We start from the raw sequence: 25,901 nt of genomic DNA, 5'->3' as shown, positions 1-25,901 counted from the left end.
AGTGCTAGTGAAAGGAGATATTCATGAAACAATATGAAAAAACGGCACTAAGAGAAAGCGGGAAAAATACTTATAATAGAGTCTCACCTAAAAAAACAGATACGTTAGTATTTGCTTTGGGCGGTTTGGGCGAAGTTGGTAAAAATATGTACTGCATTGAGCATGAAGATGAGATACTCATTATTGATGCTGGTGTACGTTTTCCTGAAGAAAGCTTGCTTGGTGTTGATTATGTTATACCTGATTACAATTATTTAGTCAGAAACCGATATAAAAGAAAAGTTCTTTTAATTACTCATGGTCATGAAGACCATATTGGAGGAATTCCTTTTCTGTTGAAAACGGTAGATATCGAAGCGATTTATGCGCCACGCTTTGCAGTTGCGCTGATCAATCGTAAATTAGAAGAAAGAAGAATGCTGAAACGCTGCAAGATCATTGAAATCAATGAGGATAGCGTTGTAAATACAAAACATTTCCGTTGTGGTTTTTTCAATACCACTCATTCCATTCCAGATTCTTTGGGAATTATTGTTAATACACCTAATGGACGCATCGTTACGACGGGTGATTTTAAATTTGATCTGACACCTGTGGGTACCAATTCAGATTATCAGAAGATGGCTTATTTAGGAGCTACGGGTGTTTCACTACTTATGAGTGATTCAACCAATTCCGGTATTGAAGATTTTTCTATTTCTGAAAAGAAAGTATCTGAGGCCATTTATGAAATCTTTAAGAAAACTCAGGGACGTTTGATCGTCGCAACATTTGCCAGCAACGTTCATCGTGTGGAACAGATCTTGTCTTGTGCAGTAGCTTGTGGACGTAAGGTCTGCATCTTTGGAAGAAGTATGGAAAATGTGGTAACGATTGCTCGTAAATTAGGATGGATCAAAGTACCTGACAGTTATTTCCTCACACCTGAGGAGTTAAACCATACACCTGAAGATAAGATATGTATTATTTGTACAGGAAGTCAGGGTGAGCCTTTAGCGGCTCTCAGCCGTATTGCTCAAGGAACACATCGTTATATCAAGCTCATGCCAAATGATACGATCGTATTCTCAAGCAATCCGATTCCAGGCAATGGATCAAGTGTCAACCATGTCATTAATAAATTATTTAGAGCAGGAGCAAATGTGCTAACCAACTCTATCTTCAATAACCTGCATACGACAGGACATGCATCTCAGGAAGAACAGAAGCTTATGTTACAGCTGATCAAGCCAAAATATTTCATGCCTGTACATGGTGAATATAAAATGCTGCGTCAGCATAAGCAAACAGCCATTCAGACAGGAATTCCAGAAGATAAGATCTTTACCTGTGCTAATGGTGATGTATTGATCCTACGTAATGAAGAAGTCTTTGAAACAAGCTATCGTATTCCAGCAGATGATATTTATGTCGATGGAAATGATATCAGTGGTTTGAGTACCGCTGTATTAAAAGATAGAAAGATCCTGGCAGATAATGGAATGTGTTCTGTTATCGTATGCATCGATTCCAGAACAAACTCTATTCTATGCCGTCCTGTAATCGTATCACGTGGCTTTGTATTTATCAAAGATTCACAATCACTTTTAAAAGAAGCAGAAGTAGTAGTCTATAATGCATTAAAAGAAAAAATGCAATCAAAGATTACTTTCAATGATATTAAAAACACGATTCGTGGATCATTAGAGCCTTTCCTTTACAACAAGACTCACCGTAATCCAATCGTAATTCCGGTCATTCTAAATTCAAAGGAAGCCATGGCTCAGATGCAGCAGGCACGTGCTGCAAAAGCAACTCATGCCACTCACAAGAAGGAAGCTTAAACCTCCTTCTTTTTTCTAAAAAAAACTTAACAGATATCATGAAAGATTGTAAAATAGAAATATGAAAAAATTCTTGAAAGTTCTAGCGGTTTTATTTTTGATAGTAGCTTTGATCATAGCCTTTATCTTTTATGGCACAACAGTCAGTGTTACAAATGTTACGATCGTCAATCAAACGATTGAAAGCAGTAAGATCAGTGAAGAAACAAGCAATCTAAAAATTGCTTTTATCAGCGATATTCATTATAACCATTTCATGAATTATGAACGTTTAGAAAATATGATTGAAAAAATCAATGCCAATAAACCGGATATTATTCTATTTGGCGGTGATTTATTTGATGATCCTTCAACATATCCGCCAACTGAAGAATCACAGCAGGAATTGATCACACTTTTAAAATCTTTGCAAGCAGATTTAGGAAAATTTGCTGTTTTAGGTGAAGAGGATCATGATCCTGTTGTCAGTGATCTTGTTGAAAATCTTTTATATCAGGCTGATTTTGAATTATTGACAAATGAACATCTGCTAATTACAAAAAACAATGCTACAGCTGTAAACCTAATTGGCATTGATTCACAGATAGGTGGAAATCCAGATATATCCCTTGCTTTTGAAAATGTTGATACAAGTGCTTATACAATCGTTTTAACACATGCTCCGGATATTGTAAATGAATTGCCCCTTAGCAACATTGATCTTGTTCTTGCAGGGCATTCTCATGGTGGACAAATTGCTTTGCCATTTATTGGAGCCCTTCAAAAAAAGGAAGGTGCCAGTGTATATTCCAATGGTGAATATACTATCAATCAAACCAAGCTGATCGTTTCAAATGGGCTTGGAACTACAGAAAGCGACATCAGGATCTTTGCGGATCCTCAATGTCATATGATTCGCTTAACAGCAATAGGAGGTAAATGATGGAATCAAGAAAATTCAACAACAAAATTGTCGTAAGACTGGATAAGGGAGAAGAAGTAATTGCTTCCTTAACTGAAATCGTAAAGCAGTATGATATCAAACTTGGAAATGTTCAGGCATTAGGAGCTACAAATCATGTAAAAGTAGGTCTTTTCAACATTGAAGAAAAGAAGTACTATTCCAGAGAATTAGATCAGGATATGGAGATTACATCTTTGATTGGTAATATTACTAGAAAAGATGGTGAAGTATATCTGCATTTGCATATCAATGTAGCTGATGGTAATCAGAATGTCTATGGAGGGCATTTAAATGAATGCATTATTTCCGCAACATGTGAAATGTTCATTGATGTCATTGATGGTGAAGTAGATCGTGTATTCGATGAAAACATTGGATTAAACTTATTTAAATTTTAAGAGTTTCCTAATAAGAAGCGCCCTGTTAATCACAGAGCGCTTTTTTTAATGATTATATTTCTTTTTGTAATCGTAAGCAACAAAGCTTATCAGACTCATTGCAGCACCTATCATGACCATGATCCATAATATGATAGAACTATGATCACTTGTTGATGGTGTCTGTGTATCTGCTGGTTTTACTTCCAATCCGGAAATCGCATCCAGTATAGCCTGTGCCATCGCATCGACTTCTTTTTGATGTGTGATATCAAGACCTTCTACAACAGATGCCAAAGCTTCTTCTACAGCTGTAAAATCTTTATATTGTTCTGAATCTAAAGCTTCTGCCTTTGCAATCGCATCATTGACGGCCGTATAATCTGCATCTTTATATTCTAAAGCACCAACGGCATCCTCTATAGCTTTAGCCATGGCATCTACCTCTTCCTGTTGAGTGATATCTAAATCAGAAACTACGGCAGCTAATGACTTTTCTACACCTGAAAAATCTTTATACAATGTCTTGTCCAAGCTATTTGTCTTTTCAATGGCTTCATTGACAGACGTATAATCTGCATCTTTGTATTCAAGAGCAGTAATGGCGTCCTCTATGGCCTGAGCCATCGCATCGACTTCTTTCTGCTCATCCAAACTCATATTTTCATCTATACTAATAAGCAAATTATTCAAAGCATTCACAGTTTCATCCGTATATAATGACAAATCTGTAGGAACTTTTTCTTTAGCAGCATCTACAGCTGAATAATCAGCACGAATTAAAGATGTTTGAGTTGCGTAAACTGGATATCCGTTTATTCCTAAAGCCCACAAATCTGGAGTCTGTGCTTTTGCGTTAAGTTCTTGGATTACATCTTCAGAAAAAAGCGTTACTGAATGTCCACATAAATTTTCATCAAAATTTGGATCAGCAGTTGCTTCACCTATACTCCAATCGACCACAAGCCGAACAACGCCAGTTTTTCCATCATCTGGCCAGATACAGTTTTCTACTTGTCCATACTCATCCAATGCTCCGATATGAAGAGCATTTTCTGCGGCTTCTTCAGGGACTATTAATGTACCATAAGAAACACATCCACTGATTAATACTACATTCCCATTAAAAGAAAGTGCTGCGCCAATAATTCCTGACGTTGAAGTAGTATTGTTCGCTACCTCAATCATTCCACCAAAGTAACAATCCATGATTTTTGCACCATTGGAAGCATTTTCCCACTGACCAATCAAGCCACCAACCATTGCTGGCAGATCTTCATTTACCACCGTTACTTTTACAGTTGACCAGCAATTTTGCAAAACTGAATTTCCTTTTGCAGAACCGATAAAACCTCCAATACAAGGCACATCAGAAGCTGTGACATCTGCTTTCAATACTCCAGATGTGCCACAGTTCTTTATTTCACTATTCTGTGTCCACCCAGCCAGAACACCTTGATAAAAGCTGTTATTAGTTGATAGCATATTTACATTCGCATTTTCAATAATAAGATTTTCCACAACCGCATTTTGCAGATACTCAAAAAATCCACTCTGGCCTGAATCTAATGCAACATACATATTTTTCACTTTATGATCATTACCATTAAAATTGCCCATAAACATGGCGATTGGTGTCCATTCAATATTATCAAGGTCTACATCTGTTGTTAAATTTAAAGATATTCCCTGAAATGTATTTCCTTCAGCGGCCAGTTTTGACAAACCTGCCAAAGCTTCAGCAGAATCAATTTCATAAGTTGTTTCTGTACCAGTATACCACGAAGTATCTGCCGTTCCATCCCACACATCTGCTGTTTCATTCGCTTTTATGCCCATTGGTGCTAATCCTGCTACCAGACATAATGCCATCAGTAAACTTAAAACTTTGTTTTTCATTTTAGCTCCTTTCCAAAATACAGAAAAAAAGCGCACTTATCCTAATGGACAAAATACGCTTGTATCTTTTTAGAGTTTGACTTGTGAAAAAATAAGCTAACTTGCTTGCTTGCTTGCTTGCTTGCTTGCTTGCTTGCTTGCTTGCTTGCTTGCTTGCTTGCTTGCTTGCTTGCTTGCTTGCTTGCTTGCTTGCTTGCTTAGAATTGTCGCAATTTCTACCATCCTTGTCAAGCTCCTTTCTGCATTTTTCTATGATTTTAATTTATCACAAAACGAAAGAAATGACAATAAAGTTATAGTTAAAAATTCACTCATTTAATCTTTTTTTACCATTCGATAAAACTCACCTTTACCAATGCCGCTAACTTGTTCAAAAGAGTTTCCATCAATGACAAATCCTGCTTTTTCATAGCATCGTATCGCTCTTTTATTCCATGATCTGACTTCTAAATATAAAGGCTTTTCTTTATATAAGCTTTTCGCAATCTTTGAAACATAATGTAATATTTCAGTGCCATAGCCTTGATTGCAATATAATGGGTTTACACCCAAACCAATAAAAACTTCTTTTTCTTCCTCAAGAATATTTGCAAATCCAACAAGCTGCTGATCATCATAAAAAGAATAAAAATTATTCACATGAGCCGGGTTCGCCAGTCCGCTTTTTTTCTCTTTCATTGCTTCATAAGACTCTAAATTATAAATTTCATATTCCTTTTCATATTTCCAATCACAGATGATTTTTTTCTCCTCTTCATTCATGATATGATATTTCAACATATATTCTCCTAACCTAAAACAGCCTTTTTAATATCATCTAAATTCTGATGATATACCATTGCTTCGATACCACACTCTTTTGCCGCTTCTACATTACATGATTTATCATCTATGAAAAAACATTCCTCTGCTTTTAATTGATATTTATCTAAAAGATAATAATATATTGCTTTATCTGGTTTAGAAAGCTGAATGCTTCCTGAATAAACAGCTCCATCAAACAGATCTGTAAAGGAATATGTATAGGCATATTCCTCAAATATAACAGGTGCATTCGATAGAATATATAAATGATATCCCCCTTTTTTTAGTTCATATACCCATTGTTGCATTTCTTCAATATCATCAAGCATTAAATACCATTGACTAAAAAATAAATGAATGGCATCTTCATCTTTTTGATCAGCTAAAGATAAAGCTTTTCCAATATAATCCTCATAACTGATCATACCTTTATCCAAAGCTTCCCAATCATAAAAGATAGCTTCTTTCATTTTTTCATCATAATAAGGCGTACACTTTTTCAATAATTGATCTGTATCAAAAACAGAAAGAACATTTCCAAAATCGAAAATGATATTTTTATATTTCATATTACTTAAACCCAATAGCACTTATTGTCAATGTTGAAAAAAAGAAATCCGGTTTCATAAACTTTTCTTCTAACTCATCTAACATTTCCTGCATTTTCATATGATTTTCCTGATAAAGAGGATTATCTGGATCTTTATTTAAAGTTCTTAAGGTATAGCTCAAACGGAAATCAAAGTAATAATGAAAAAAATCTTCTCTTTCTTCAAAAGTCATATGAGTCGTATCGTCCACTTGATATCTCATCTGAATATCTTTATATCCTAAAGAACATAGCATTGTATAGAACTTTCTTCCATGAAAACGATCGGATACATTCTCAAAAGAAATTGTTTCTTTTAATATTTTTTCCACAAGTCCACCATCATCATAAGCCAACATAGCTCCATCATCAACACCACGGATAATGATAGCTCCTCCTCGATTTAAATACTTTCTCAGTTTCATAAGAATACGCTGAGGATTTTTTAAGTGATGAAGGGTCAGAGCACTAAATATCACATCAAAACCTTCGATTTCGTGTTCATCCATAATTGCTTGTATTCTGTCATCGAAATCTTTTGCTTCTAAGTCTAACTGATGATAATAAAAATGTCCATGATCTTCCTGAGAAATTTTTTCAATAAGTTTTCCATTAAAATCAACGCCAATCACCATGTCAAAAGGATATTCTTTTTTAAATCTCAATTCCGTTACATAGCCGTCAGCACAGCCAATATCTAAGCCAATTAATCCTTGTTTCTTATCCATTCTATTTAATACATATTCAAAACACTGTGCATCAAATTCTTCACTATAACTCGACTGCAGCTTTAAACGTCTTTTTTCACGTACGCTTGAAGAATCATAATCTGAATTAACTTTTTCCTTTACTTTATCATAGATGCTGACTTCCTGTTTCTTTTCTTCTCCATTTAAGGATGTAAAAGCTTTTTCAATACCTCGATCCATTTCTTTATATCCAATAAAGCTTAACCAGTTTGTCAAAGCATCATAAGCAAGATTAGCTTCAGCCTTTGTACACATTTGATTTGCCTGATCATGAGTCAAACGGTTTCTCAAATCAACGATATAATCTAATGAAATGGATCGGATGATCCCCATATTTGATTGCGTATATTTTCCCCATCTTTCTAAAAGACGACTGCGATTGAATAAGCCCACTAATTCACCAAAACCAAATTTTGTATAGCTCTTGTTTCGGTTTCCTATTTTTTCTTCACTTTCAAGCAAAACAGTGCGATCTTCTATAGGAAGATCTGCCAAAGCCTGACGATAAACTTTTTTTAGTATTTCTTCTAAAAGCGCACAACTTTCTTTTACAGCTGAGTCATAATAGCCTAGCGCAATAAAATGTTCAATTTTGTCTAACTGGTCAGCACGTATAAAATCCTGCATATTCTCTCCTCCTTCGTCTATGTTTCTTTTATTTTATCATACTTCTTTTTAGATGTTTCTTTATTTTTTTAATTATTATCAAATATCATAAAAATATTTTCACATTTAAATGATGTGCGTTATAATTATAATATATAAAAATGGAGAAATATTATGTGTACTGTAAAAAAACATCATTCATGGATCATATATCCTCTTTTAGCAAATTACGAACAAAGCGTTGATTCAATAAAAAAGGCAACGTATTTAAATCACAAAAATAAGACATTGCCTGTTTTTGAAGAAACAGGCATAAAAACTCAAGATCTTAGAAAAGGTCTTCGCAGGCTTCTTAGCAAAGAAGATCATAATGCTAAGATCGGTCACGTTTTTTCATTAAAAAAACGTGATCTCTTTCAGTTGCCGCCACGTCCTAATGATTCATTGTATTTCTATGCCCGTACAGTAGAAAAACCTTTTGAAATTTATTTAAAAGATATGCGAATCGTTTTATTTGAAAGCGGCGTTGTTTTTTTAATGATGCGAGTCGATGCTAAAGACGAATGTTCTTTAGATACTTGCATGAATCTTATGTATTACCTATGTGAACCGAAAGATGCTAAAAACTATCTGGAAATCCCAAAGAAAATATGGAATGCAGAAACAAAAAGCACTACCTATTCTTTCCAAAAAATATCTCTCCAGCAATTTATTTCGCAGTTTATTTCTTATTTAGAAGGAGATATTGAATTAGGTCTTTATATTCAGGATACTTTACATCGAAAACCTATTATTTATTCTTATCTTATTACTGATCAGCATCCACAAAGTCATGACCTTCAAAATCTCGCAAGAAATTACCATTCAGCTTATCAATTAAACAATCAATCTGATCATGGGAATAATATTCTGCAGGTTTTTTCTAATCAATACTGGTGTGCTTCTATCAATGGTCTTTGTTCATTAACTGTTGAATCACATATAGAAAGAACAGATCGTTTTTTTGATCAAGGATTTGAATATAAATGGGAAAGTGATTATTTCTTTTTATTTTTAAATGCATTACATCAAAAACGTTCTCTAATCTATCTTCTTAATGAAATACGTCAATATAATTATCCTTTTAATGATTATGATATGATTGAAAATAAGCTGATTGAGTTTCAAAAAACAAATGAACTTTTCTCTTTATTTTTATTAAGATGCTTTTTTGATGTACCAAGTTCTGTTGAACATGTTAATCAAGTCTATAATCTGATAGAAAGAGCATTTAATATTAGTGAATATGAAAATGAATTCCGATCTAAATTTCAAAGCCTTATTGCCTATTATGATACAATTACAAATCGTAAAAAACAAATCGAGGAGAAGCAAAAAGAAATAAAAAAGAAGTATGTTCAAATTTATGTAGGTATCTTAGGAACACTTGTTAGTATCCTAACCATCTATGCTTCCCTCATCCCTATATTAGAATATTGGATAGGAGAAACAGCCAGCCTTGCTTCCATACCTTCCCTGATCTTGATTGTAATACTGATCATTCCTGTTATTACTGTCGCTGTAAATATTATAAATCAGCTCCAGGAAATTAAAGAAAACAAAGAAAGTATTGAAAAGCTAAAAAAATTATTATAAAAGGAAGCAAATGCTTCCTTTACTTTATACATACGATTTTATCGTATGCCACACTCTGAATAACCTCACCTATATACTGTCGCTGATCCAGCTGCAGCTTTTCTACCAGACAGCTTCCCTGATAACCAATAATCAAAAAGTTATCAAAAAGCTGAAAATCTCTAGGCTGTGAACCATTTAAATGAATACACTGAGCTTCTTTCCATTCCTTTTCATAGACAAAATGCTTAAGAAGATCCTGGCCTCTTGTCGAAGTATAAAGATGCTTTTCATCAGTACTTAAACGAATTGCGGCACCTGTTGTTGTCATTTCATTTTCTTTGATAGAAAATGTTTTTTCTATTTCTCCTTGATCATTCATAATGAATAATTCATTACTTAATTCACTTAATACCATAAGAGTTTTTTCATCTTTAGTATGCACCATATGACGTGGCCCGCTGCCTTTTGGGAATTCAATTGCATAAAGGAAATGAAAATCATAGTCATAGAAACAAATCAAATCCAACCCTAAACATACAACTGCAAATTTTTCTTTAAAAAAATCCACGTAATGACATTTGCTTCCTTGAGGATAATTAAGCTCATGCAGAAATATAAGATGCTCATCAAATATCTGAACACAGGCATCATGATAATAAGCACAATAGATACGATTCTTATATTTTTGAATAAAACATCCCGGCTTTTTATCAAATAAAAGTGAAGCTTTTTCGTTTCCATCATGATCAAAGACGGCAATACCGCCTCTGTCATCTCTTTTTAAAATCGTATAAATATACTGTTCATCAACATCAAAATAACTTGTTCCTTCATCATCACAAATCTGATGATGAAACGTCATATCATCATTTAACTGATAAATACCGCAATTCTTCTGAGCCGCATAGCCTCCAATATATATCATAACACTCCTATTCTACTGATTTTAAAGATTCAACCATAGGAATCTTTTTCAGTTTATAATGCATGACACGAGCAACGATCCATGAGAAAAACATCGTCATTATCAGTGAAATCAAATATGATTTAAGTTCGATCGTACGTCCAAACATTACATTATCAAGTTCTGCCAAAGCCATGATCAGACGATGTAATCCCATACCTAATGCTAATCCTGCCAAAGAACCGATAAGACTTAAAAGCAAATTCTCACGGAAGACATAGTTGCTGACTTCTCTATCATAGAATCCAAGTACTTTTAGTGTCGCAATCTCTCGAACACGTTCTGAAATGTTCACATTAGTCAAATTATACAGCACCACAAAGGCAAGCAAACCTGCAGAAATCACAAGAACAACCACCACAATTGAAAGTGAAGATATCATATTCTCAAATGATTCCGCACTGCCACGATAAAATACAATACTTTCTATACCATCAATACCAGTAAGTGCACTTCCCAAAGCACTGTCATTTTCTTCATTACTTTCATCCATACGAATTAATAATTGCGTCGGCTTGGCACTTAATCCAAATGTGTTTTTATACGTATCGCCATTCATGATAACTATATGACCTACATAATTTTCAAAAATGCCATCAACAGTAAATTCTACTGAAGTTCCATCAGAAGTACATCTAAAAGTACTGCCAACTTTTAATCCCATATCATTTGCCATCTTTTCACTGACAAGTACACCACTTTCCGGCATTTCAACTGTTGCGTGAGTTCTTCGGTCACGAAGTACATGAAAATCCTGATAAGCTTCTTCATCATCTACAATGATCAGATCGACCGATTGATCCTTATTTTTGATATTCGCACTGCCACTTTGCTGGGCAATCAAGATCGTTTCATCTACATGATCCAATTCATTGATCGTGTTAATGATTTCTTCTTTTTCAACAACATTCTTATCCTCATCAATTAAAACACTGACTTGATATTTTTGAAGTTCTTCATACTGATTTGAAACGATGCCGCTGATCGAATCCTGAATACCAAAACCTGCTACCAGCAATGCAGTACAGCCGCTAATACCAATGACCGTCATAAAGAAACGCTTCTTATATCTGAATAAATTTCTAAAGGTTACCTTACGGGTAAAAGAAAGTCGTTTCCAAATAAAAGTAACTCTTTCAAGGAAAATACGTTTTCCATTGGAAGGTGCTTTTGGACGCATCAACAAGGCTGGTGTTTCTCTTAATTCTTTATAAACAGCAAACCATGTTGCAATTAATACGATGGCTATACAACCGGCACTTGCCATTAAAGCAAGATCCCAATAGAAAGTGAAATGGGCATCTGGCAATGTATACATCATATTCCATAAATGTGTAATCAGTGTCGGGAAAACCGCAAAACCTACCAAAACACCAACAACACATCCACAAACACTAGAAATAAAAGCATAGCTTAAGTAACGTAAGGCAATGGCGCTTTTTGAATAACCTAAAGCTTTAAAAGTACCAATGACACTACGCTGTTCATCCACCATACGTGTCATTGTTGTCAAACAGATTAAAGCAGCCACAAGAAAGAAAAACAATGGAAATATTTTCGCAATTGAATCCATACGATCCGCACTGCTTCCATAATCCATATAAGAATAATGTGACTGACGATCCAATACGATCCATTCACCCTCTGACATATTTTCAATGTCACTTTTAGCTTTATCTAACTGTTCCTGTGCATCTGTCAGCTGTTCCTGTGCAATTCTACGGTTATTCTCAAGTTCTTGAACACCATTCTCATAATCAATCCTGCCTTGAGCTACCTGTTCTTCCCCCTGAGCAATCTGTTCCTCGTAGCTCGCCAGCTGCTGATTTAATTCTTCTTTCATTGAAGCAATACTCTCTTCCTGAGCCGTTATAGCTGCTTCTAGCTGTTCACGGGTCGCATCGCTTGTCGCAATTTCAATCATCAGTTCCAGCGACTGCTGACGCATTCGTAAATCAAAATAATCTTCATTGGTCAGCACTTTATCCTCTTCAGGCAACGCATCGATCTGCTGATTCACTTCATCTAACATCTTCTGCATTTCTTGTACCTGAGCATTGCTTTCGCCCATTGATAATTGGGCTTTTAGTAATTCTAACTGTGTTTGGGCGCTTTCCAGCTGCGCCTCTCCCTGTGTCTTAATCAATTCAATCGCTGATTTCATATCTTTTATGCGATTTTCATTGTAAAGCAGCTCTTCATAGCCTGCCTGCAGCTGTTTTTCAGCTTCATTCAGCTGATTTTCAACTTCCTGCTTCTGCTGATTAAATTCATCTTCACTTTTCTGATATTCTTCTAACGCCTGAGCTTTGATATCTTCTGTACGCAATGATGCCCGCTCTTTTCCTAACTGTTCGATGCGATTCATGACCGGATTGATCACTTCATCAAAATAAGCCTCATCATAAGAATTATATTCTTTAGCCCCATCTACAGTAATATAAACTTCAGTATAGATATCACTCTTAAAGTTCTCATCTAAAGTAAGCAGAAAACCGTCCAGTGAACCATCTCCTATACTACTGCTTCCTTTCTGATAAGAAAGATAATAAGGAATCTTGACCTTCCCGACAACGGTTAGCTCTGTATAGTTCAAAGTATCTTCAAGCGGATCATCCGTCCCGCTTGAAAGCTGAATGACATCTCCTACTTGAGGACCTTCAGCCATGATCTGACCTTCCTCTACGACGCATTCATCCGGTGATTCAGGAAGTCTTCCTTCAACTAAAACTGCCTGATTGATATAATCTTTATTTGACTCGCTCATATCTTCTGGAAGCGTCATGATCTTATAAACATATTCTGTCGTGTCCATCATGAAAACAGCATCTACGCTATTTGTTGCATGTACACCTTCGATGCCTTCAATCTTACGCAGCTCATCAATGTCCTCATCTACAAACCCTAGAGTTGAATAAACCTGAATATCCTGTAAATTATACTCATCGAAATAAGCGTCAGCTGTTTCTTTCATCAACGGCGCTGATGCCTTCACCCCAGCAAAAAAGGCAACACCGATAGCTACAATGGCAAAGATGGAAAAGAACCTGCCAAAGCTTTTTCTTATTTCTCGTAAAATATCTAAATATATTTTCTTCATTACCACTCAATACTTTCTACTGGTACTGGGTTTTCATTGATGGTAATACTGTCAATCTTACCACTTTTCACACGAATAACCTTATCTCCCATTGGTGTCAAAGCCAAATTATGGGTAATGACGATTACCGTCATATTGTTTTTACGACAAGTATCCTGTAACAGTTTTAAAATCTGTTTCCCTGTATTATAATCTAAGGCTCCTGTCGGTTCATCACAAAGCAAAAGCTTTGGATTTTTCGCTAAGGCTCTGGCAATGGCCACACGCTGCTGTTCACCACCCGATAGCTGTGCCGGAAAATTATCTTTTCTTTCAAGCAGACCTACGCTCTTAATCGTTTCAGTAATATCCAGCGGATCATCACAGATTTCACAAGCCAGCTCTACATTTTCAGTAACGGTAAGATTTTGCACAAGGTTATAGAACTGAAAAACAAACCCAATATCATGACGCCGATAAGTTGTCAGTCTTTTCGCATCATAAGAAGCAATATCTTCTCCATCTACATAAATCGTACCACTGGTTGGCGAATCCATTCCACCTAAGATATTCAAAATGGTCGACTTGCCGGCACCGCTGGCTCCGGCAATAACGACAAACTCTCCTTTTTTGATCTGAAAGTTAACACCATCCAATGCAGGAATATCTACTTCACCGACATGATATATCTTCTTTACATCATTGAATTCAATAAATTCACTCATAAACGCCTCCATTTAGCCTTATGTCTATAAACGCCATTTCATTCATTCTATATATATTTTATTTTAACACATATTTGTTCTTAAAATATGAAAAAATAATGGGAAGTTGATGTGAAGAGAGAAATTAACAGCTCTACTGCCAAAGCGCTCACTACCGCAGCACAGGCCACCTCCACTAAAGAGCGTGATTTCCATCCTAAAAAAATAGCTGTCACACTGCCTGCAAGAGAAGAGAAAACATTTTGTGTGCAAGTAAAGATAGCTGGAAATGTCATGCATGATAAAACGACACAAGGGATATACTCCATAAAGCTTTGAACATAAATATTGGTTATTTTCTTTTTAAATAAAACTAATGGTAAAAGGCGGATCAGATAGGTCACAACTGCCATCACGGCAACACTTAACAAAATTTCTTTCATTACATTTCCTCCTGTTTCCTAATAGGAAAGAAAAAAGCCATAAAAGCACTGACAGCAACACTGACAAAAATGATCATCCAGCCCTGTGAAATTTGAATCACTGACTGATAGGTCATCAGACAACTGCAGATCGTCGCTAAAACGACAGCAAGACGCTTCTTTTTATCCTGTTTTGCTGCCGGAAGGATGATTGCGACAAACATACCGTATAATGCAATATTCATCACATTCGATATACTTGCCGGTAATATGGATGAAAACAGAGCACCTAAAACGCTCCCCAGAGTCCATCCAACAAAAGCCGGACTTAAAATTCCCATAAAATAAGCAAGCGTTATTGGCTTTGTCCGAGTCAAAGATACCGCAAAAATCTCATCTGTAACTCCAAAAGCCATGATACAGCGTTCAAATGTGCTCATCTTTTCATCTAAACGCTGAGAAAGAGAAAGCGACATCAAAGCATATCGTAAATTAATCACTAGCGTTGTCAACGCCATTTCCGCATAACTGGCTTGTAATACAATCAGATTTAATCCGGCAAACTGACCAGCACTTGTCATATTTGTCGCAGATATCAAAAAAGCCATCCATACTGGTAATGAAGCATTTTTCACCATCATTCCAAAAGCAAAACTGACACATAGATAACCAATGCCGATGGGAATACCTAATTTAAATCCTTCTTTATAATCTTCATTCATAAAATCACCATTAAAGATTATAACATTTATTGAACTTTTTTTATTGTTTTCAGAAAAAATTCACAATGTTGTGTTAAACTAAACAATGAGGTGATATCATGCCAAAAATATTAATTGTTGATGATGAAGAAAAAATCCGTGGGCTTATAAAAAAATATGCCTTATATGAACATATGGAAGCAGATGAAGCCAGCAATGGTTATGAAGCTATTGAGGCTGTTCAAAAGAATCAGTATGACTGTATCATCATGGACATCATGATGCCCTTTTGTGATGGCTATACAGCAACCAGACGTATCCGAGAATTTTCAAATACACCGATCTTAATGCTATCTGCAAAAGGAGAAGAATATGATCGTATCCATGGCTTTGAAATGGACATCGATGATTATGTCGTTAAACCTTTTAGTATGCAAGAGCTGATGATGCGTATCAAAGCTATTTTAAAAAGAACTCAGAATAATCAGACAGATACATTTATCTATAAAGGACTTGTCATTAATTATTCTGCCCATACTGTTGACATTGATGGTGAAAGAGCTCATCTATCACCAAAAGAATATGATCTGTTAACTTATCTGATTAAAAATAAAAATATTGCTCTTTCTCGTGAACAATGTATTTCTGTTGTTTGGGGCTATGATTTTTTTGGGGATGATCGTACGTTAGATACGCATATCAAAACACTGCGTAAAAATCTTAAAGAATATGCTGACTGTATCGTTACTGTCAGAGGGGTAGGTTATCGTTTTGAAACTGAATAGGAAATCCATTCGCTTTAAAATCCCCTTTTATCTATTTATTTTTGTTATCGTAATGTTACTTTTATTATGGGTCATGGAGATTTTTCTTTTAGATTCTATTTATAAAAAGACAAAAACAGATGCCATCCTAGATGCCGGCAATTATATTTCTTCAAAAATTACCGATCCAAATATCAGTGAATATATCGATCAGCTGGCAGTTACCAACGATGCCTGTATCGTTGTAGCTGATGATAACGGAAGCTTTCTTTATCGAAGCAATTCTTCTACTTCAAGTCAATGCATTCGAGAAATATCCGATAAAGACCGTTTCATGGAAAGAATTTCTTCCGCATATGAAAACAATAATACTTATGTAGAAGAAGTACAAGCAACAGAATATATCGATTTAGGTATTCCCATACCTATACGATCTTACAATGAGATTCAATATACTCACATCATCCAAGAAGAAAGTAATTATTTTCTATTTATGAACTCAACGATATCACCAATCAATGCCACTGTAGATACATTAAAAACGATCTTAACGATTGTTACAGTGATCATGTGTATCATTGCGATCCTTCTAGGACTTTATATATCTAGAAAAATTATTACTCCGATTCAGCAATTAAATGTAAGTGCTAAAAATCTAGGAAAAGAAAATATTCATTTCAGTGGAAAAGGATATCTTGAAATAGAAGAACTAAGTTCTACATTAAATCAGGCCAATGAAGATCTTCATCAGGTTGAAAAATTAAGAAATGAACTGATCAGCAATATCTCTCATGACTTGCGTACACCTCTTACGATGATCAGCGGTTATGCGGAAATGATGCGTGATCTTCCTGATGAAAATAACGAAGAAAATCTTAATATCATTATTAATGAAACAAAATATCTTACCCGTCTGGTCAATGATGTACTGGATCTTTCTAAATTGCAGGCAGGCGCTCAGAAACTTGAAGAAAAAGAATTTGATCTGACTCAATTGCTGCTTGAGATGATCGACCGTGTTCGTTCTCTAAGTGATATTCAAATTGATTTTATTTATGATGGACATCTCCATGTTATTGCAGATGAGATGAAAATATCACAAGTATTCTATAACATTTTAAGCAATGCACTTCATTATACAAAAGAAAAAGTCATCGTCCGTCAGATTTTAAACAATGACATCATTCGTATTGAAATCCAAGACTTTGGCGATGGTATCGAAGAAAGTGAAATTGATAAGATATGGCAGTGCTACTATCGCTCCACGAATCATTCCCGCCAGGTCAGTGGCAGTGGTTTAGGTCTTTACATCTGTAAACAAATTCTTGATCTTCATCATGCAAACTATGGTGTAACAAGCAAACTGCATGAAGGAAGTACCTTCTATTTTGAATTAAACGTAAAAAAAGACGTGCACTCATAATGATGAGGACACGCCTTTTCTATTTTCATTTCTTTGTTTTCTGCGGGATTCCCGGCCTTCTTTTTTATGTTCACGATAAATTCTAAAAATTACACCATCCGGAACATTTTCACCACTAACGATATAACCATTTGCGGAAGTTACTTTATGAACAATTGATAAACCAATTCCAAATTGTCCTCCCTGACCCTTTTCAAACGGTTTAAACAGAGATGCCAGTCTTTCTTCAGAAATCTGTGAGCCATTATTATAAACACTCACTTCATCTTCATCAACTGTGATCTTAACATAATCCTTTGCATAACGCAGAGCATTATCCATAATATTCTCAATCGTAATTCGCCATGGCTCATAGCTTCCATAAAAATAAGCATCCTTTAGATCCGTATCAATCTGAATATCAGAACGAATCATGATAAGTGCCTGAAGCACTTCTTCCACCACTTCTTTCATATTTGTTTCTTTTTCGCCAGTATTTTGTGAAACCAGATATTCTACCCGATTCAGATACAGAAGAGAATATACTTTCTTTTCCAGACGCTCAGCATTTTTAATGATCACATCTACGCTCTTTTCCAATGTATCATATGGATAAACCCCATCTTTAATACTTTCACCATAGCTCTTGATTGTCGCAATCGGTGTTTTTAAATCATGAGAGATATTATGAATCATTTCTTCCTTGACTCTCTCCTGACGTAAAAGTTCCTGACGCATACTGATGATCGCTTCCGCAAGTTCACCAATTTCATCATTGCGATTCACTTTCAGTTCCGCATCCTCACCTAGCTTGACCTTTTCGATATAATTACGTATCTGATTCAATGGATGGATCAATGAAGCCATCCAAATCATCAATACCACAAAAAACAAGCCCACAACAAAGACCGTGATATTTACAACGGTACTCAATAATGTTTCCCTGTAATTCATACGATATTCATGTGTTACGACCGTTACAAAGGCAAAATCATCACTTAATATGTTGATTGCATAATAAGCTTTATTTTCGCCATTTTCATATGTATAATGATCCACCTGTTTCTGAAGCGCTGTCTGCTTTCTCATATTTTCAGAAATCTGGATCGATAGATTAGGCATGGCATTAATTTTTTCACTGGCAGTTGAAAAATTTCCCTCATCCGTATAAAAAATATTATACATCATCGATGTTTCATCTGTTTGTAAGTCCATAATGATCTCTGGATCAATATTACCACGATACATATTGGTAATCATTTCCTGTGAACGATCGATCACCGTATTCATCTGTTCACGGACAAAATCATCCACCTTGCCGCTCAAAAACACAAAGAAAAAGGAGGCAAAAAAAGTGATGAAAACAAAGATCAGCATAAAAAGCTGTTGAGACAAAGAAAGATTCTTTATCCACTCTCTTAAGCGATCCATATTATCCTAGACGATATCCATATCCATAAATCGTATGAATATGAAGCTTCGGAAGCTTTTTACGCAGACGGCGCAGTGTATCATCAACCACACGATCACTTCCAAAATAATTATCTTCCCAGACAAGTTCCAAGATCTTTTCTCTTGAAAAAGCCATTCCTTTATTACGGATAAACATCATCAGCAAATCAAATTCCTTCGTTGTCAGATCAATTTCCTGATCATTATCAAAGACTTTACGCTGTTCTTCATCCAACTCATAAGAATCAATCTGAATACGTGTATTTTCAGTCTTATATGTTCTTTTAATGACATTATTAACACGAAGTACCAATTCCTTAGGAGAAAAAGGTTTCGTAATATAATCATCACTTCCCTTTTCTAAACCGATGATACGATCAAATTCCTTATCACGGGCGGACATGAAAATAACCGGAATATCTTTCCCCTGCAAACGGATCTCTTCAATCAGATCAAATCCTGATTTATCATCTAGCATGATGTCTAAGATCCATAAATGAACATCATCATCTACCGTGTGCATGCTTGCTTGTTCATATGTATAATAGCTTCTGACTTCATATCCTTCTTTTTCCAGATAACGTTTCACTAATTCATTTAAATCTTTTTCATCTTCAACAACACAAATCACTTTTTTCATATTTTCACTTCCTTTATTCTATTGTATCAAAATAATGTGAAAGAATCATGAAATTTTAATATTTTTATACATTTTTTATCTCTTCTTTTCCAATTTATATTTCCTGCTTTTATCAAAATAAAAATAAGCATATGTTCACCAGCCCATTCCTCTTCATGAAACTTTCATAACCTAAAGTGTGGGTGAAATCATGACATGTAAGATATGCAAATTTGGCGGCACTTCCATCTCAAATGATGAAAGATGTCAATATGCTTTAAATATTGTGAAAAAAATGAGTCATACAAGCAAAGTTGTCGTAGTCATTTCAGCAATGGGCAGAAAAGGCGATCCTTATGCGACTGATACGCTAAGTGAACTGGGAAATGCCTATTTAAGCGAGCAGGAAAAAGCACGTCTTTTAAGTATGGGGGAACTTGTCAGCAGCATTTCCTTTTGCGCTAAATTAAGAGAAATGGGTTTAAATGCTTATGCATTAAGCTTTCGGGAAAGCGGGATCATTAGTGATGATAACTATGAATGTGCCAATGTCATCAAATTAGACAACAGTGAGATCAGCAAACTGTTAGAAGCCTATGATATTCTTATCGTATGTGGTTTTGTCGCAATGAATGGTCTTGGAGAAATTACCACTTTGGGAAGAGGCGGCAGTGATTATACAACGGTACTGGTGGCAAAGATGCTGGAAATAAATGAAGTTGAAATCTATACTGATGTTGACGGCATCTATGACAGTGATCCTAAAAAAAATATCCATGCAAAGCGTTATCAGGAAATCACCTATCATCATATGCTTTCTCTTCGTTGCCGAGTCCTTCATGATCAATGTGTTGAATATGCACGTAAAAACAAAATTCGCATTCATCTTAAAGGAACATTCTCCAATGAGGATGGTACAATCGTGTCTTAACGTTTATCTTTTTAGGTTTTTGTTGTATAATAATAGCGGAGGTTAACATGAAAAGGATTCTATTGTTTAGAAAGCTGGATGAAGCGGATAAGCAAAAGATTGAGTCTTTAATGGAAAATGAGCCAATCAAATATGAAATCTCTCTTGCCAGCAAGTCGATGTCTCTTGACGGTGGTAACGATGAACTGGCTTATGTTAAACGTCTTTTGCTGAGTCATCAGTTTGAAATTCTCTAAATTACCGGTAACGGTAATTTTTTTATTTTTCTTTCATAAAATAGAATGACTAAGGAGACCCATTTATGAAAAAGAAATATATTTTAATTGGTGCAGGAGCACTCATCATTATCGTCTGTCTTTTCCTCTTTCGTCCATCCTCCTTTACAAAAAAGGCTGATCAAGTATTCAATGATCTGAATTCCTATACGTTAAAAGGCGAAATGGAAATCAACAAAGGAGAAGATATTAAGAATTATCTGGTAGAAATCAATTTCAAAAAGGGAGAAAATGATCAATATTTCAAAGTTTCTCTATTTGATAAAAACCTCAATCAGGAACAAATATTATTAAGAAATAAGGAAGGCGTTTTTGTCATTACGCCCAGTCTTAATCAGATTTTTAAATTTGAAGGCGAGTGGCCACTCAATTCACCAAAACCTTATCTGATCCAAACGATGTATGACATCATCAAACAAGAAGATAGCATCAGTGAAAAAACCAAAGATGGAACACTTATCAAAAGTAAAGTGAATTATCCAAACAACAAAACTTATAAAACCCAGGAAATTTTATTTGATAAAGATTCCAAGCCTATCAGCGTGCATATCTATGATGATGAAAATACGTTACAGCTGCAAATTCTTTTCTCAAGCGTCGACTACAACAATGATATCAAAGATGAAATCTTTGATTCTCCAAAAACACTTGATAACACCGTATCCTCTTCCATTCTGACAGAAACCGATCTTCCTTTATATCCAGTCAGTATCTATGACAGTCAGCTTGTCAACAGCTCTACTTATGAAGTCAATGGGGAAACACGTCATATTCTGGAATATGATGGAGAGCATTCATTTACAGTCGTACAAACGCTCAAAAAAGCTCAAGGAGATACCCAGACCGTATTCAAATCCGGAGAAATGATCGATACGATTGAGATGGTTGGCTTTTATGATGGAGGAAGCTGTCTAGGATATTATCAGAACCTGGAAATGAATATTTATTCGCAGACATTAAGTGTTGATGAAATGATGAGTGTCATGAGCTCACTGCAAGTCGCTGTCATGAAATAATGATTGAAAGAGGCGATGTCTATTATGCCGATCTAGCAGGAGGTATCGGCAGTGAACAAAAAGGAATTCGTCCAGTGGTCATTGTTCAAAATAATATGGGAAATAAACATTCAACAACCTTGATCATTGTTCCCATATCAAAAAAACTGAATAAACCTCCCTTGCCAACCCATGTCATTTTTCAAAGTGAACAACTTGATTATATCTCAATGATATTATGTGAACAGCTTCGAACGATTGACAAGAAACGTTTAAAAAGCAAGATTACGCATCTGGATGAAAGTGTTATGTCATTTGTTGATCAGGCATTAAAAATATCTTTAAATATATAACAAAAGGTGCAATTTGCACCTTTTTACGATAAAAAAACTATGCCATAGCATAGTAATTTATATAAAAAATGGCGGTCTAGATGGGACTCGAACCCACGATCTCCTCCGTGACAGGGAGGCATGTTAACCACTACACCACTAGACCATTTTTAAACTGCTTTATTATGATACACTAAATGTGTATAATTGGCAAGTTTTTTTTGAATTTTTTGCCTAGCAGTTTAATTTTTATTTTAATAATGACTCTACACTCAAGGACAGATCATCTGACAGATGAACCTTCAGCCATTTTTCTTTGAAATAATCATTCATGATCGCTTCTAGCTGTTTTCGTTCAACAGTTTCCCCTTCACAGATAAGATAAGCACCACAAGAAGAGCATCCGCCAAATAAATGTATAGAATAGTCAATTTCCTTCTTTTTAAACAGCTGATTGATATCAAAAATATGACTAAAATTAATTTCAGCCATTAATTTTCACCCATACTTTGAACAAGTGCGTCCGCAAAAGCTTCTATTTCTTTTTGCTGAGCCTCTTTTAAAGAAGAAGTCATCGTCACTTTTTCTTCTAATACATGCATGTTTTTCATACCTTCAAAGAACTCTTTCATCTGTTTGCCTGCCGTACAAGCCCAGCTGCCATTTTCTATGAGCCCTACTGTACGATTCTGCAGGTTATGTGCTTTCAGATCATGAAGAAGGTGTTCCATATTAACAAATATACCGCTATTATATGTTATAGATGCCATAACTAGGTGAGAGCATCTAAATGCTTCTGATACAAGATAAGATGGATGTGTCTTACTGACATCATAAACTTTAATATTGCTTACACCTCTTAATGAAAGATCATTTGCCAATACATTTGCGGCATTTTCAGTATTGCCATATACTGATCCATAAACGATCATGACGCCCTTTTCTTCTGGCTCATAGCTTGCCCATTTCTGATATTTTTCAACATACCAGCCAATATCACTGCGATGCAGCGGTCCGTGTAAAGGAGCAATCAGCTGAATATCAAGTGTTGAAGCTTTCTTTAATACATTTAATACCTGCGGTCCATATTTTCCAACGATATTGGTGTAATAACGTCTTGCTTCACTTAACCATTCATTTTTAAAATTCACTTCATCATCAAATAGATTTCCATTCATCGTTCCAAAAGAACCAAAAGCATCAGCCGAAAATAAAATCTTATCAGTTTCATCATATGTCATCATGACTTCAGGCCAATGTACCATCGGTGCACTAATAAACTTCAAAGTATGACGACCGATATTTAACGTATCATTTTCTTTCACTTCCAGGTAATTATCTAAATTCAGCTCAAAAAAATGATTCAGCATTTTTTTAATCTGTGCATTCCCCACTATCTTTAAAGCAGGATATCTTTGCAGAAGATTCGCTGCCATTGAACAGTGATCTGGCTCCATGTGCTGAATTACAAGATAATCCAAAGTTTCATTTCCTAAAACACATTCAATATTTTCTAAAAACTGCTGACCAATTGAACGATCTACCGTATCCATCAGCACTTTTTTCTCATCCATGATCAAATATGAATTATAAGTAATGCCATTAGGGATTGGATATACATTTTCAAATAATTCAAGTCTGCGGTCACATCCGCCAACATAATAAATATCTTCATTCACTTTTCTTACACAATGCATAATTATCCTCCAACTTTTCCTTCAAAGCGTCTTTATTATAATCACTTCACTGTTTGATTTCAATACTTATGACTATTTAAACGGTAATATTTCACTCACATCCCAGATTACTTTCAACATATCAACCAATACTTTTTTACTTCTGCTATCTAATGCATTTATTTCTCGAATTGCCAGGATTCCTTTTGATAAGTCTAATTTTGTCAGATCACTAAGCGTATGAATATTTAATTTCTCAAATACATTAAATAAAGAAGCTACCAGTTCTTCACGCTGTCGTGGTGTGTATTCATCTAACATGCTATTTAATTTGGCAGCAGCTTTTTCACTTCCTAATGTCATATCCTCCTGATAAACAAAATGATGTGCTGTAACATGCCAGCTAAAAGCATCGTGTTGTAAAAGACCACTTTGATCACTCTTTATTATGCTGACTTTCTCCAAATGTGCAAACAATCGTCCAAAAACGCTCCCATTTGGTATATATGTATGAATCAAAGGAAGAATTCTTTGAAAAGAAGGCTGCTGCCACATTTCTTCATGAAATCCAGGACCGTCAAAATTATCAACCCGTTTCATTTTTTTCTGAATTTCTTCAGCAGCCGCTGCTGCCGCATACATCGCTAAATTCCCTCCTTTAGAATGCCCGCCAATATAAAGAATATCCCTTTTTAAAAGCTTGTTTAAAAAAGAAGTATCGCTATCAAGCCGATGAATATATTCTACTGCCCGATGCTGGGATGGAACCTCATCACGATAAGTCATAGCAAAATCTTCTTTCCAGCCCACAATCGTATCGTCAGTTCCTCGAAATGCCACATACTTCCACTCTTTATGACAAAATGTTACAGCCGCAAACTGAACCTCTTTTTGTTCATCCACCTCATTGATATAATTGCTCATCACAAGCTCTCCAAAACGTTTTGTATTAGCAGCTTCTTTTAATAATTCATAACTGCGATTTGTCAGCAATACCCTATTTTTTAATGTTTCTTCATCATATTTCTCAAAAAAACAATCAGCAGTTTCTTTTAATGTCTTATTCTCTTTTTCAGAAAGAATACCATCATAATTCTCATAAGCAAGAATACTTAAAATCAAAGAATCAATTTCATTTAATTTTCTTTCTTCAAAACTAAGATCTCCTCGCCATGCTATATAATCAAGTAAATTCATATTATCACGTCCTACATTTAATTTTATAGAATTTAAATGAGAAGTCAATGACTGTTACAACTATATTCATTCATCTAATAACTCTTGTATTTTCTCATTGCTGATAATAAATATCTAATACTGAAAAAATATGTTTTTCTACAAACTTTTTCATACTTTCTTTTTTCATTATAAGCATTTATAACTAAAGTAAATGAAACAACAATAATTCCTATGATCCACATCAGCATATAACTCAAGATTACCGACCTTTAACTTTCTTGACATCACAATATTGGCTCTTCGTAATAAAGCTCGAACCCGAAGTAAAAGCTCATCTAATTCTATCGGTTTGACCATATAATCATCGATTCCTAATCGAAAACCTTTCTGTTTTGAAGAAAGATCATCTTTAGCTGACATAAATAAAATAGGAATGGTTTTATTGATACGGCGAACAGATTTTCGCAAATTCAAAACCATCGATTTCTGGCATCATAATATCTGAAACAATTAAATCATACATATTATTATACATGGCATCATAAGCACTGGAAGCATTCAGACAGCCATGAACTTCAAAACCACTATCATTTAAATAAAAACATACGATTTTATTCAAATTAATATCATCTTCCACCACTAATATTTTGATCATTACTATTACCTCCTCTTTTTTGATTAACATCAATTAAAAAATAAGGCAAGAGAATTTCTCTTTGAATTATTTTATATTGAACGCATTTCTATAATATTATAGAAATGTTTCAGAATTGTTAAATCTGTATAAAAATATAACACCATTGAATCAATTTCTGTAACACCATTACTATAAAAGCAAAAAAATATGGTGTTATCGTATAAATTTTATGATATAATTTTAAAGCGATGTGTTAGTAGCTCAACTGGATAGAGCATCAGATTCCGGTTCTGGGGGTTGCGGGTTCAAGTCCTGTCTAGCACGCCATGAATAAAAAAAGCGGTGTCATCGACATCGCTTTT

Annotated in this window: 27 protein-coding genes and 2 tRNA genes; 11 read left to right on the top strand and 18 right to left on the bottom strand. The window is 35.0% G+C overall.

Annotated elements, in window-relative coordinates:
• Nucleotides 1-23: 23 nt before the first annotated feature.
• The 3 genes from rnjA (at nucleotide 24) to BQ5367_RS09575 (ending at nucleotide 3,164) form a co-directional block, all read left to right on the top strand.
• Entirely contained in the window at nucleotides 24-1,823 is a 1,800-nt protein-coding gene (rnjA, locus tag BQ5367_RS09585; protein ID WP_071442291.1) for a ribonuclease J1, read from the top strand.
• A gap of 61 nt (nucleotides 1,824-1,884) precedes the next feature.
• Nucleotides 1,885-2,745 carry a metallophosphoesterase gene (locus tag BQ5367_RS09580; RefSeq protein WP_071442290.1) on the top strand — a complete coding sequence of 287 codons (861 nt, stop codon included), beginning with the start codon at nucleotides 1,885-1,887 and terminating at the stop codon, nucleotides 2,743-2,745.
• Nucleotides 2,745-3,164 (top strand): PPC domain-containing DNA-binding protein, encoded by a 420-nt coding sequence (locus BQ5367_RS09575; protein WP_071442289.1) that lies wholly within the window; start codon nucleotides 2,745-2,747, stop codon nucleotides 3,162-3,164. Before BQ5367_RS09580 ends, BQ5367_RS09575 begins: the two co-directional genes overlap by 1 nt.
• Before the next feature lie 45 nt (nucleotides 3,165-3,209).
• Here BQ5367_RS09575 and BQ5367_RS09570 read toward each other — a convergent pair whose 3' ends face one another.
• The 5 genes from BQ5367_RS09570 to BQ5367_RS09555 form a co-directional block, all read right to left on the bottom strand.
• Nucleotides 3,210-5,042 carry a hypothetical protein gene (locus BQ5367_RS09570; protein ID WP_071442288.1) on the bottom strand — a complete coding sequence of 611 codons (1,833 nt, stop codon included), beginning with the start codon at nucleotides 5,040-5,042 and terminating at the stop codon, nucleotides 3,210-3,212.
• A gap of 96 nt (nucleotides 5,043-5,138) precedes the next feature.
• The gene (locus BQ5367_RS13985) at nucleotides 5,139-5,264 is read right to left on the bottom strand and encodes an adhesin (protein ID WP_143052386.1); all 126 of its coding nucleotides are present in this window, start codon (nucleotides 5,262-5,264) and stop codon (nucleotides 5,139-5,141) included.
• A 93-nt stretch (nucleotides 5,265-5,357) separates the two neighbouring features.
• Nucleotides 5,358-5,822, bottom strand: a complete 465-nt coding sequence (locus BQ5367_RS09565) for a GNAT family N-acetyltransferase (RefSeq protein WP_071442287.1) — start codon at nucleotides 5,820-5,822, stop codon at nucleotides 5,358-5,360.
• 8 nt (nucleotides 5,823-5,830) lie between these two features.
• Entirely contained in the window at nucleotides 5,831-6,415 is a 585-nt protein-coding gene (locus BQ5367_RS09560; protein WP_071442286.1) for an HAD family hydrolase, read from the bottom strand.
• 1 nt (nucleotide 6,416) lies between these two features.
• Nucleotides 6,417-7,811, bottom strand: coding sequence for a class I SAM-dependent methyltransferase (locus BQ5367_RS09555; RefSeq protein ID WP_071442285.1), 1,395 nt, complete (start codon nucleotides 7,809-7,811; stop codon nucleotides 6,417-6,419).
• 153 nt (nucleotides 7,812-7,964) lie between these two features.
• On the opposite strand from BQ5367_RS09555, the gene BQ5367_RS09550 reads away from it, so the two are divergent.
• On the top strand, nucleotides 7,965-9,425 hold the full coding sequence (locus BQ5367_RS09550) for a hypothetical protein (protein ID WP_071442284.1): 1,461 nt from the start codon (nucleotides 7,965-7,967) through the stop codon (nucleotides 9,423-9,425).
• A gap of 19 nt (nucleotides 9,426-9,444) precedes the next feature.
• Here BQ5367_RS09550 and BQ5367_RS09545 read toward each other — a convergent pair whose 3' ends face one another.
• From BQ5367_RS09545 to BQ5367_RS09525, 5 genes are all read right to left on the bottom strand, one after another.
• The gene (locus BQ5367_RS09545) at nucleotides 9,445-10,332 is read right to left on the bottom strand and encodes a beta-propeller fold lactonase family protein (protein WP_071442283.1); all 888 of its coding nucleotides are present in this window, start codon (nucleotides 10,330-10,332) and stop codon (nucleotides 9,445-9,447) included.
• A gap of 7 nt (nucleotides 10,333-10,339) precedes the next feature.
• Nucleotides 10,340-13,471: an ABC transporter permease gene (locus tag BQ5367_RS09540; protein ID WP_071442282.1), complete on the bottom strand. Its 3,132-nt coding sequence runs from the start codon at nucleotides 13,469-13,471 to the stop codon at nucleotides 10,340-10,342.
• Nucleotides 13,471-14,175: an ABC transporter ATP-binding protein gene (locus BQ5367_RS09535; protein ID WP_071442281.1), complete on the bottom strand. Its 705-nt coding sequence runs from the start codon at nucleotides 14,173-14,175 to the stop codon at nucleotides 13,471-13,473. The genes BQ5367_RS09540 and BQ5367_RS09535 overlap by 1 nt, the downstream gene beginning before the upstream one ends.
• A gap of 80 nt (nucleotides 14,176-14,255) precedes the next feature.
• The gene (locus BQ5367_RS09530; RefSeq protein ID WP_071442280.1) at nucleotides 14,256-14,597 is read right to left on the bottom strand and encodes an AzlD domain-containing protein; all 342 of its coding nucleotides are present in this window, start codon (nucleotides 14,595-14,597) and stop codon (nucleotides 14,256-14,258) included.
• Entirely contained in the window at nucleotides 14,597-15,298 is a 702-nt protein-coding gene (locus BQ5367_RS09525) for an AzlC family ABC transporter permease (RefSeq protein WP_071442279.1), read from the bottom strand. The genes BQ5367_RS09530 and BQ5367_RS09525 overlap by 1 nt, the downstream gene beginning before the upstream one ends.
• Nucleotides 15,299-15,396: 98 nt before the next feature.
• On the opposite strand from BQ5367_RS09525, the gene BQ5367_RS09520 reads away from it, so the two are divergent.
• Together BQ5367_RS09520 and BQ5367_RS09515 are read left to right on the top strand one after the other, a co-directional pair.
• On the top strand, nucleotides 15,397-16,062 hold the full coding sequence (locus BQ5367_RS09520; protein ID WP_071442278.1) for a response regulator transcription factor: 666 nt from the start codon (nucleotides 15,397-15,399) through the stop codon (nucleotides 16,060-16,062).
• Nucleotides 16,063-16,114: 52 nt separating this feature from the next.
• Nucleotides 16,115-17,464, top strand: a complete 1,350-nt coding sequence (locus BQ5367_RS09515) for a sensor histidine kinase (protein ID WP_083383228.1) — start codon at nucleotides 16,115-16,117, stop codon at nucleotides 17,462-17,464.
• Here the strand turns inward: BQ5367_RS09515 and BQ5367_RS09510 are convergent.
• Nucleotides 17,459-18,874: a sensor histidine kinase gene (locus BQ5367_RS09510; RefSeq protein WP_071442276.1), complete on the bottom strand. Its 1,416-nt coding sequence runs from the start codon at nucleotides 18,872-18,874 to the stop codon at nucleotides 17,459-17,461. The genes BQ5367_RS09515 and BQ5367_RS09510 overlap by 6 nt on opposite strands.
• Before the next feature lies 1 nt (nucleotide 18,875).
• Complete coding sequence (locus tag BQ5367_RS09505) at nucleotides 18,876-19,535, bottom strand: response regulator transcription factor (RefSeq protein ID WP_071442275.1); 660 nt, start codon at nucleotides 19,533-19,535, stop codon at nucleotides 18,876-18,878.
• A 190-nt stretch (nucleotides 19,536-19,725) separates the two neighbouring features.
• Here BQ5367_RS09505 and BQ5367_RS09500 point away from each other — a divergent pair, with 190 nt between their 5' ends.
• The 4 genes from BQ5367_RS09500 to BQ5367_RS09485 all read left to right on the top strand — a co-directional run bounded on the left by BQ5367_RS09500 (nucleotide 19,726) and on the right by BQ5367_RS09485 (nucleotide 22,068).
• Entirely contained in the window at nucleotides 19,726-20,445 is a 720-nt protein-coding gene (locus BQ5367_RS09500; protein ID WP_071442274.1) for an amino acid kinase family protein, read from the top strand.
• Between the two features lie 47 nt (nucleotides 20,446-20,492).
• Entirely contained in the window at nucleotides 20,493-20,681 is a 189-nt protein-coding gene (locus BQ5367_RS09495; RefSeq protein WP_071442273.1) for a hypothetical protein, read from the top strand.
• Nucleotides 20,682-20,746: 65 nt separating this feature from the next.
• Nucleotides 20,747-21,736: a LolA family protein gene (locus tag BQ5367_RS09490; protein WP_071442272.1), complete on the top strand. Its 990-nt coding sequence runs from the start codon at nucleotides 20,747-20,749 to the stop codon at nucleotides 21,734-21,736.
• Complete coding sequence (locus BQ5367_RS09485) at nucleotides 21,736-22,068, top strand: type II toxin-antitoxin system PemK/MazF family toxin (RefSeq protein ID WP_071442271.1); 333 nt, start codon at nucleotides 21,736-21,738, stop codon at nucleotides 22,066-22,068. The genes BQ5367_RS09490 and BQ5367_RS09485 overlap by 1 nt, the downstream gene beginning before the upstream one ends.
• A 69-nt stretch (nucleotides 22,069-22,137) precedes the next feature.
• Here BQ5367_RS09485 and BQ5367_RS09480 read toward each other — a convergent pair.
• The 6 genes from BQ5367_RS09480 to BQ5367_RS13975 all read right to left on the bottom strand — a co-directional run bounded on the left by BQ5367_RS09480 (nucleotide 22,138) and on the right by BQ5367_RS13975 (nucleotide 25,557).
• Nucleotides 22,138-22,213: transfer RNA gene (locus BQ5367_RS09480), tRNA-Asp, on the bottom strand.
• An 83-nt stretch (nucleotides 22,214-22,296) separates the two neighbouring features.
• Nucleotides 22,297-22,539 carry an RDAC family protein gene (locus BQ5367_RS09475; protein WP_071442270.1) on the bottom strand — a complete coding sequence of 81 codons (243 nt, stop codon included), beginning with the start codon at nucleotides 22,537-22,539 and terminating at the stop codon, nucleotides 22,297-22,299.
• Nucleotides 22,539-23,744: an FprA family A-type flavoprotein gene (locus BQ5367_RS09470; protein ID WP_071442269.1), complete on the bottom strand. Its 1,206-nt coding sequence runs from the start codon at nucleotides 23,742-23,744 to the stop codon at nucleotides 22,539-22,541. The genes BQ5367_RS09475 and BQ5367_RS09470 overlap by 1 nt, the downstream gene beginning before the upstream one ends.
• 72 nt (nucleotides 23,745-23,816) lie before the next feature.
• Nucleotides 23,817-24,920: an Mbeg1-like protein gene (locus BQ5367_RS09465; RefSeq protein ID WP_071442268.1), complete on the bottom strand. Its 1,104-nt coding sequence runs from the start codon at nucleotides 24,918-24,920 to the stop codon at nucleotides 23,817-23,819.
• 168 nt (nucleotides 24,921-25,088) lie between these two features.
• Entirely contained in the window at nucleotides 25,089-25,370 is a 282-nt protein-coding gene (locus BQ5367_RS13980) for a response regulator (protein ID WP_202615294.1), read from the bottom strand.
• Complete coding sequence (locus BQ5367_RS13975; protein WP_202615293.1) at nucleotides 25,342-25,557, bottom strand: response regulator transcription factor; 216 nt, start codon at nucleotides 25,555-25,557, stop codon at nucleotides 25,342-25,344. Before BQ5367_RS13975 ends, BQ5367_RS13980 begins: the two co-directional genes overlap by 29 nt.
• A 232-nt stretch (nucleotides 25,558-25,789) precedes the next feature.
• Here BQ5367_RS13975 and BQ5367_RS09455 point away from each other — a divergent pair.
• Nucleotides 25,790-25,866, top strand: a tRNA-Arg gene (locus BQ5367_RS09455).
• The last annotated feature ends 35 nt before the right edge of the window (nucleotides 25,867-25,901 follow it).

The organism is Traorella massiliensis (assembly GCF_900104665.1).
In the GTDB taxonomy this organism is placed as follows: domain Bacteria; phylum Bacillota_I; class Bacilli_A; order Erysipelotrichales; family Erysipelotrichaceae; genus Traorella; species Traorella massiliensis.
The sequence above is the reverse complement of the archived record's forward strand: the minus strand, read 5'-3'. Positions and strand labels throughout refer to the sequence as shown.

Bases quoted from the DNA above. Each gene is read 5' to 3' on its own strand.
- BQ5367_RS09475 (WP_071442270.1), bottom strand. From the start codon at position 22,539: ATGGCTGAAATTAATTTTAGTCATATTTTTGATATCAATCAGCTGTTT.
- BQ5367_RS09555 (WP_071442285.1), bottom strand. From the start codon at position 7,811: ATGCAGGATTTTATACGTGCTGACCAGTTAGACAAAATTGAACATTTT.
- BQ5367_RS09550 (WP_071442284.1), top strand. From the start codon at position 7,965: ATGTGTACTGTAAAAAAACATCATTCATGGATCATATATCCTCTTTTA.
- BQ5367_RS09500 (WP_071442274.1), top strand. From the start codon at position 19,726: ATGACATGTAAGATATGCAAATTTGGCGGCACTTCCATCTCAAATGAT.
- BQ5367_RS09580 (WP_071442290.1), top strand. From the start codon at position 1,885: ATGAAAAAATTCTTGAAAGTTCTAGCGGTTTTATTTTTGATAGTAGCT.
- BQ5367_RS09525 (WP_071442279.1), bottom strand. From the start codon at position 15,298: ATGAATGAAGATTATAAAGAAGGATTTAAATTAGGTATTCCCATCGGC.
- BQ5367_RS09520 (WP_071442278.1), top strand. From the start codon at position 15,397: ATGCCAAAAATATTAATTGTTGATGATGAAGAAAAAATCCGTGGGCTT.
- BQ5367_RS09465 (WP_071442268.1), bottom strand. From the start codon at position 24,920: ATGAATTTACTTGATTATATAGCATGGCGAGGAGATCTTAGTTTTGAA.
- BQ5367_RS09540 (WP_071442282.1), bottom strand. From the start codon at position 13,471: ATGAAGAAAATATATTTAGATATTTTACGAGAAATAAGAAAAAGCTTT.
- BQ5367_RS09515 (WP_083383228.1), top strand. From the start codon at position 16,115: ATGTTACTTTTATTATGGGTCATGGAGATTTTTCTTTTAGATTCTATT.
- BQ5367_RS09485 (WP_071442271.1), top strand. From the start codon at position 21,736: ATGATTGAAAGAGGCGATGTCTATTATGCCGATCTAGCAGGAGGTATC.
- BQ5367_RS13985 (WP_143052386.1), bottom strand. From the start codon at position 5,264: ATGGTAGAAATTGCGACAATTCTAAGCAAGCAAGCAAGCAAGCAAGCA.
- BQ5367_RS09495 (WP_071442273.1), top strand. From the start codon at position 20,493: ATGAAAAGGATTCTATTGTTTAGAAAGCTGGATGAAGCGGATAAGCAA.
- BQ5367_RS09470 (WP_071442269.1), bottom strand. From the start codon at position 23,744: ATGCATTGTGTAAGAAAAGTGAATGAAGATATTTATTATGTTGGCGGA.
- BQ5367_RS09490 (WP_071442272.1), top strand. From the start codon at position 20,747: ATGAAAAAGAAATATATTTTAATTGGTGCAGGAGCACTCATCATTATC.
- BQ5367_RS09510 (WP_071442276.1), bottom strand. From the start codon at position 18,874: ATGGATCGCTTAAGAGAGTGGATAAAGAATCTTTCTTTGTCTCAACAG.
- rnjA (WP_071442291.1), top strand. From the start codon at position 24: ATGAAACAATATGAAAAAACGGCACTAAGAGAAAGCGGGAAAAATACT.
- BQ5367_RS09545 (WP_071442283.1), bottom strand. From the start codon at position 10,332: ATGATATATATTGGAGGCTATGCGGCTCAGAAGAATTGCGGTATTTAT.
- BQ5367_RS09530 (WP_071442280.1), bottom strand. From the start codon at position 14,597: ATGAAAGAAATTTTGTTAAGTGTTGCCGTGATGGCAGTTGTGACCTAT.
- BQ5367_RS09535 (WP_071442281.1), bottom strand. From the start codon at position 14,175: ATGAGTGAATTTATTGAATTCAATGATGTAAAGAAGATATATCATGTC.
- BQ5367_RS09505 (WP_071442275.1), bottom strand. From the start codon at position 19,535: ATGAAAAAAGTGATTTGTGTTGTTGAAGATGAAAAAGATTTAAATGAA.
- BQ5367_RS09570 (WP_071442288.1), bottom strand. From the start codon at position 5,042: ATGAAAAACAAAGTTTTAAGTTTACTGATGGCATTATGTCTGGTAGCA.
- BQ5367_RS13975 (WP_202615293.1), bottom strand. From the start codon at position 25,557: ATGATCAAAATATTAGTGGTGGAAGATGATATTAATTTGAATAAAATC.
- BQ5367_RS09565 (WP_071442287.1), bottom strand. From the start codon at position 5,822: ATGTTGAAATATCATATCATGAATGAAGAGGAGAAAAAAATCATCTGT.
- BQ5367_RS09575 (WP_071442289.1), top strand. From the start codon at position 2,745: ATGGAATCAAGAAAATTCAACAACAAAATTGTCGTAAGACTGGATAAG.
- BQ5367_RS09560 (WP_071442286.1), bottom strand. From the start codon at position 6,415: ATGAAATATAAAAATATCATTTTCGATTTTGGAAATGTTCTTTCTGTT.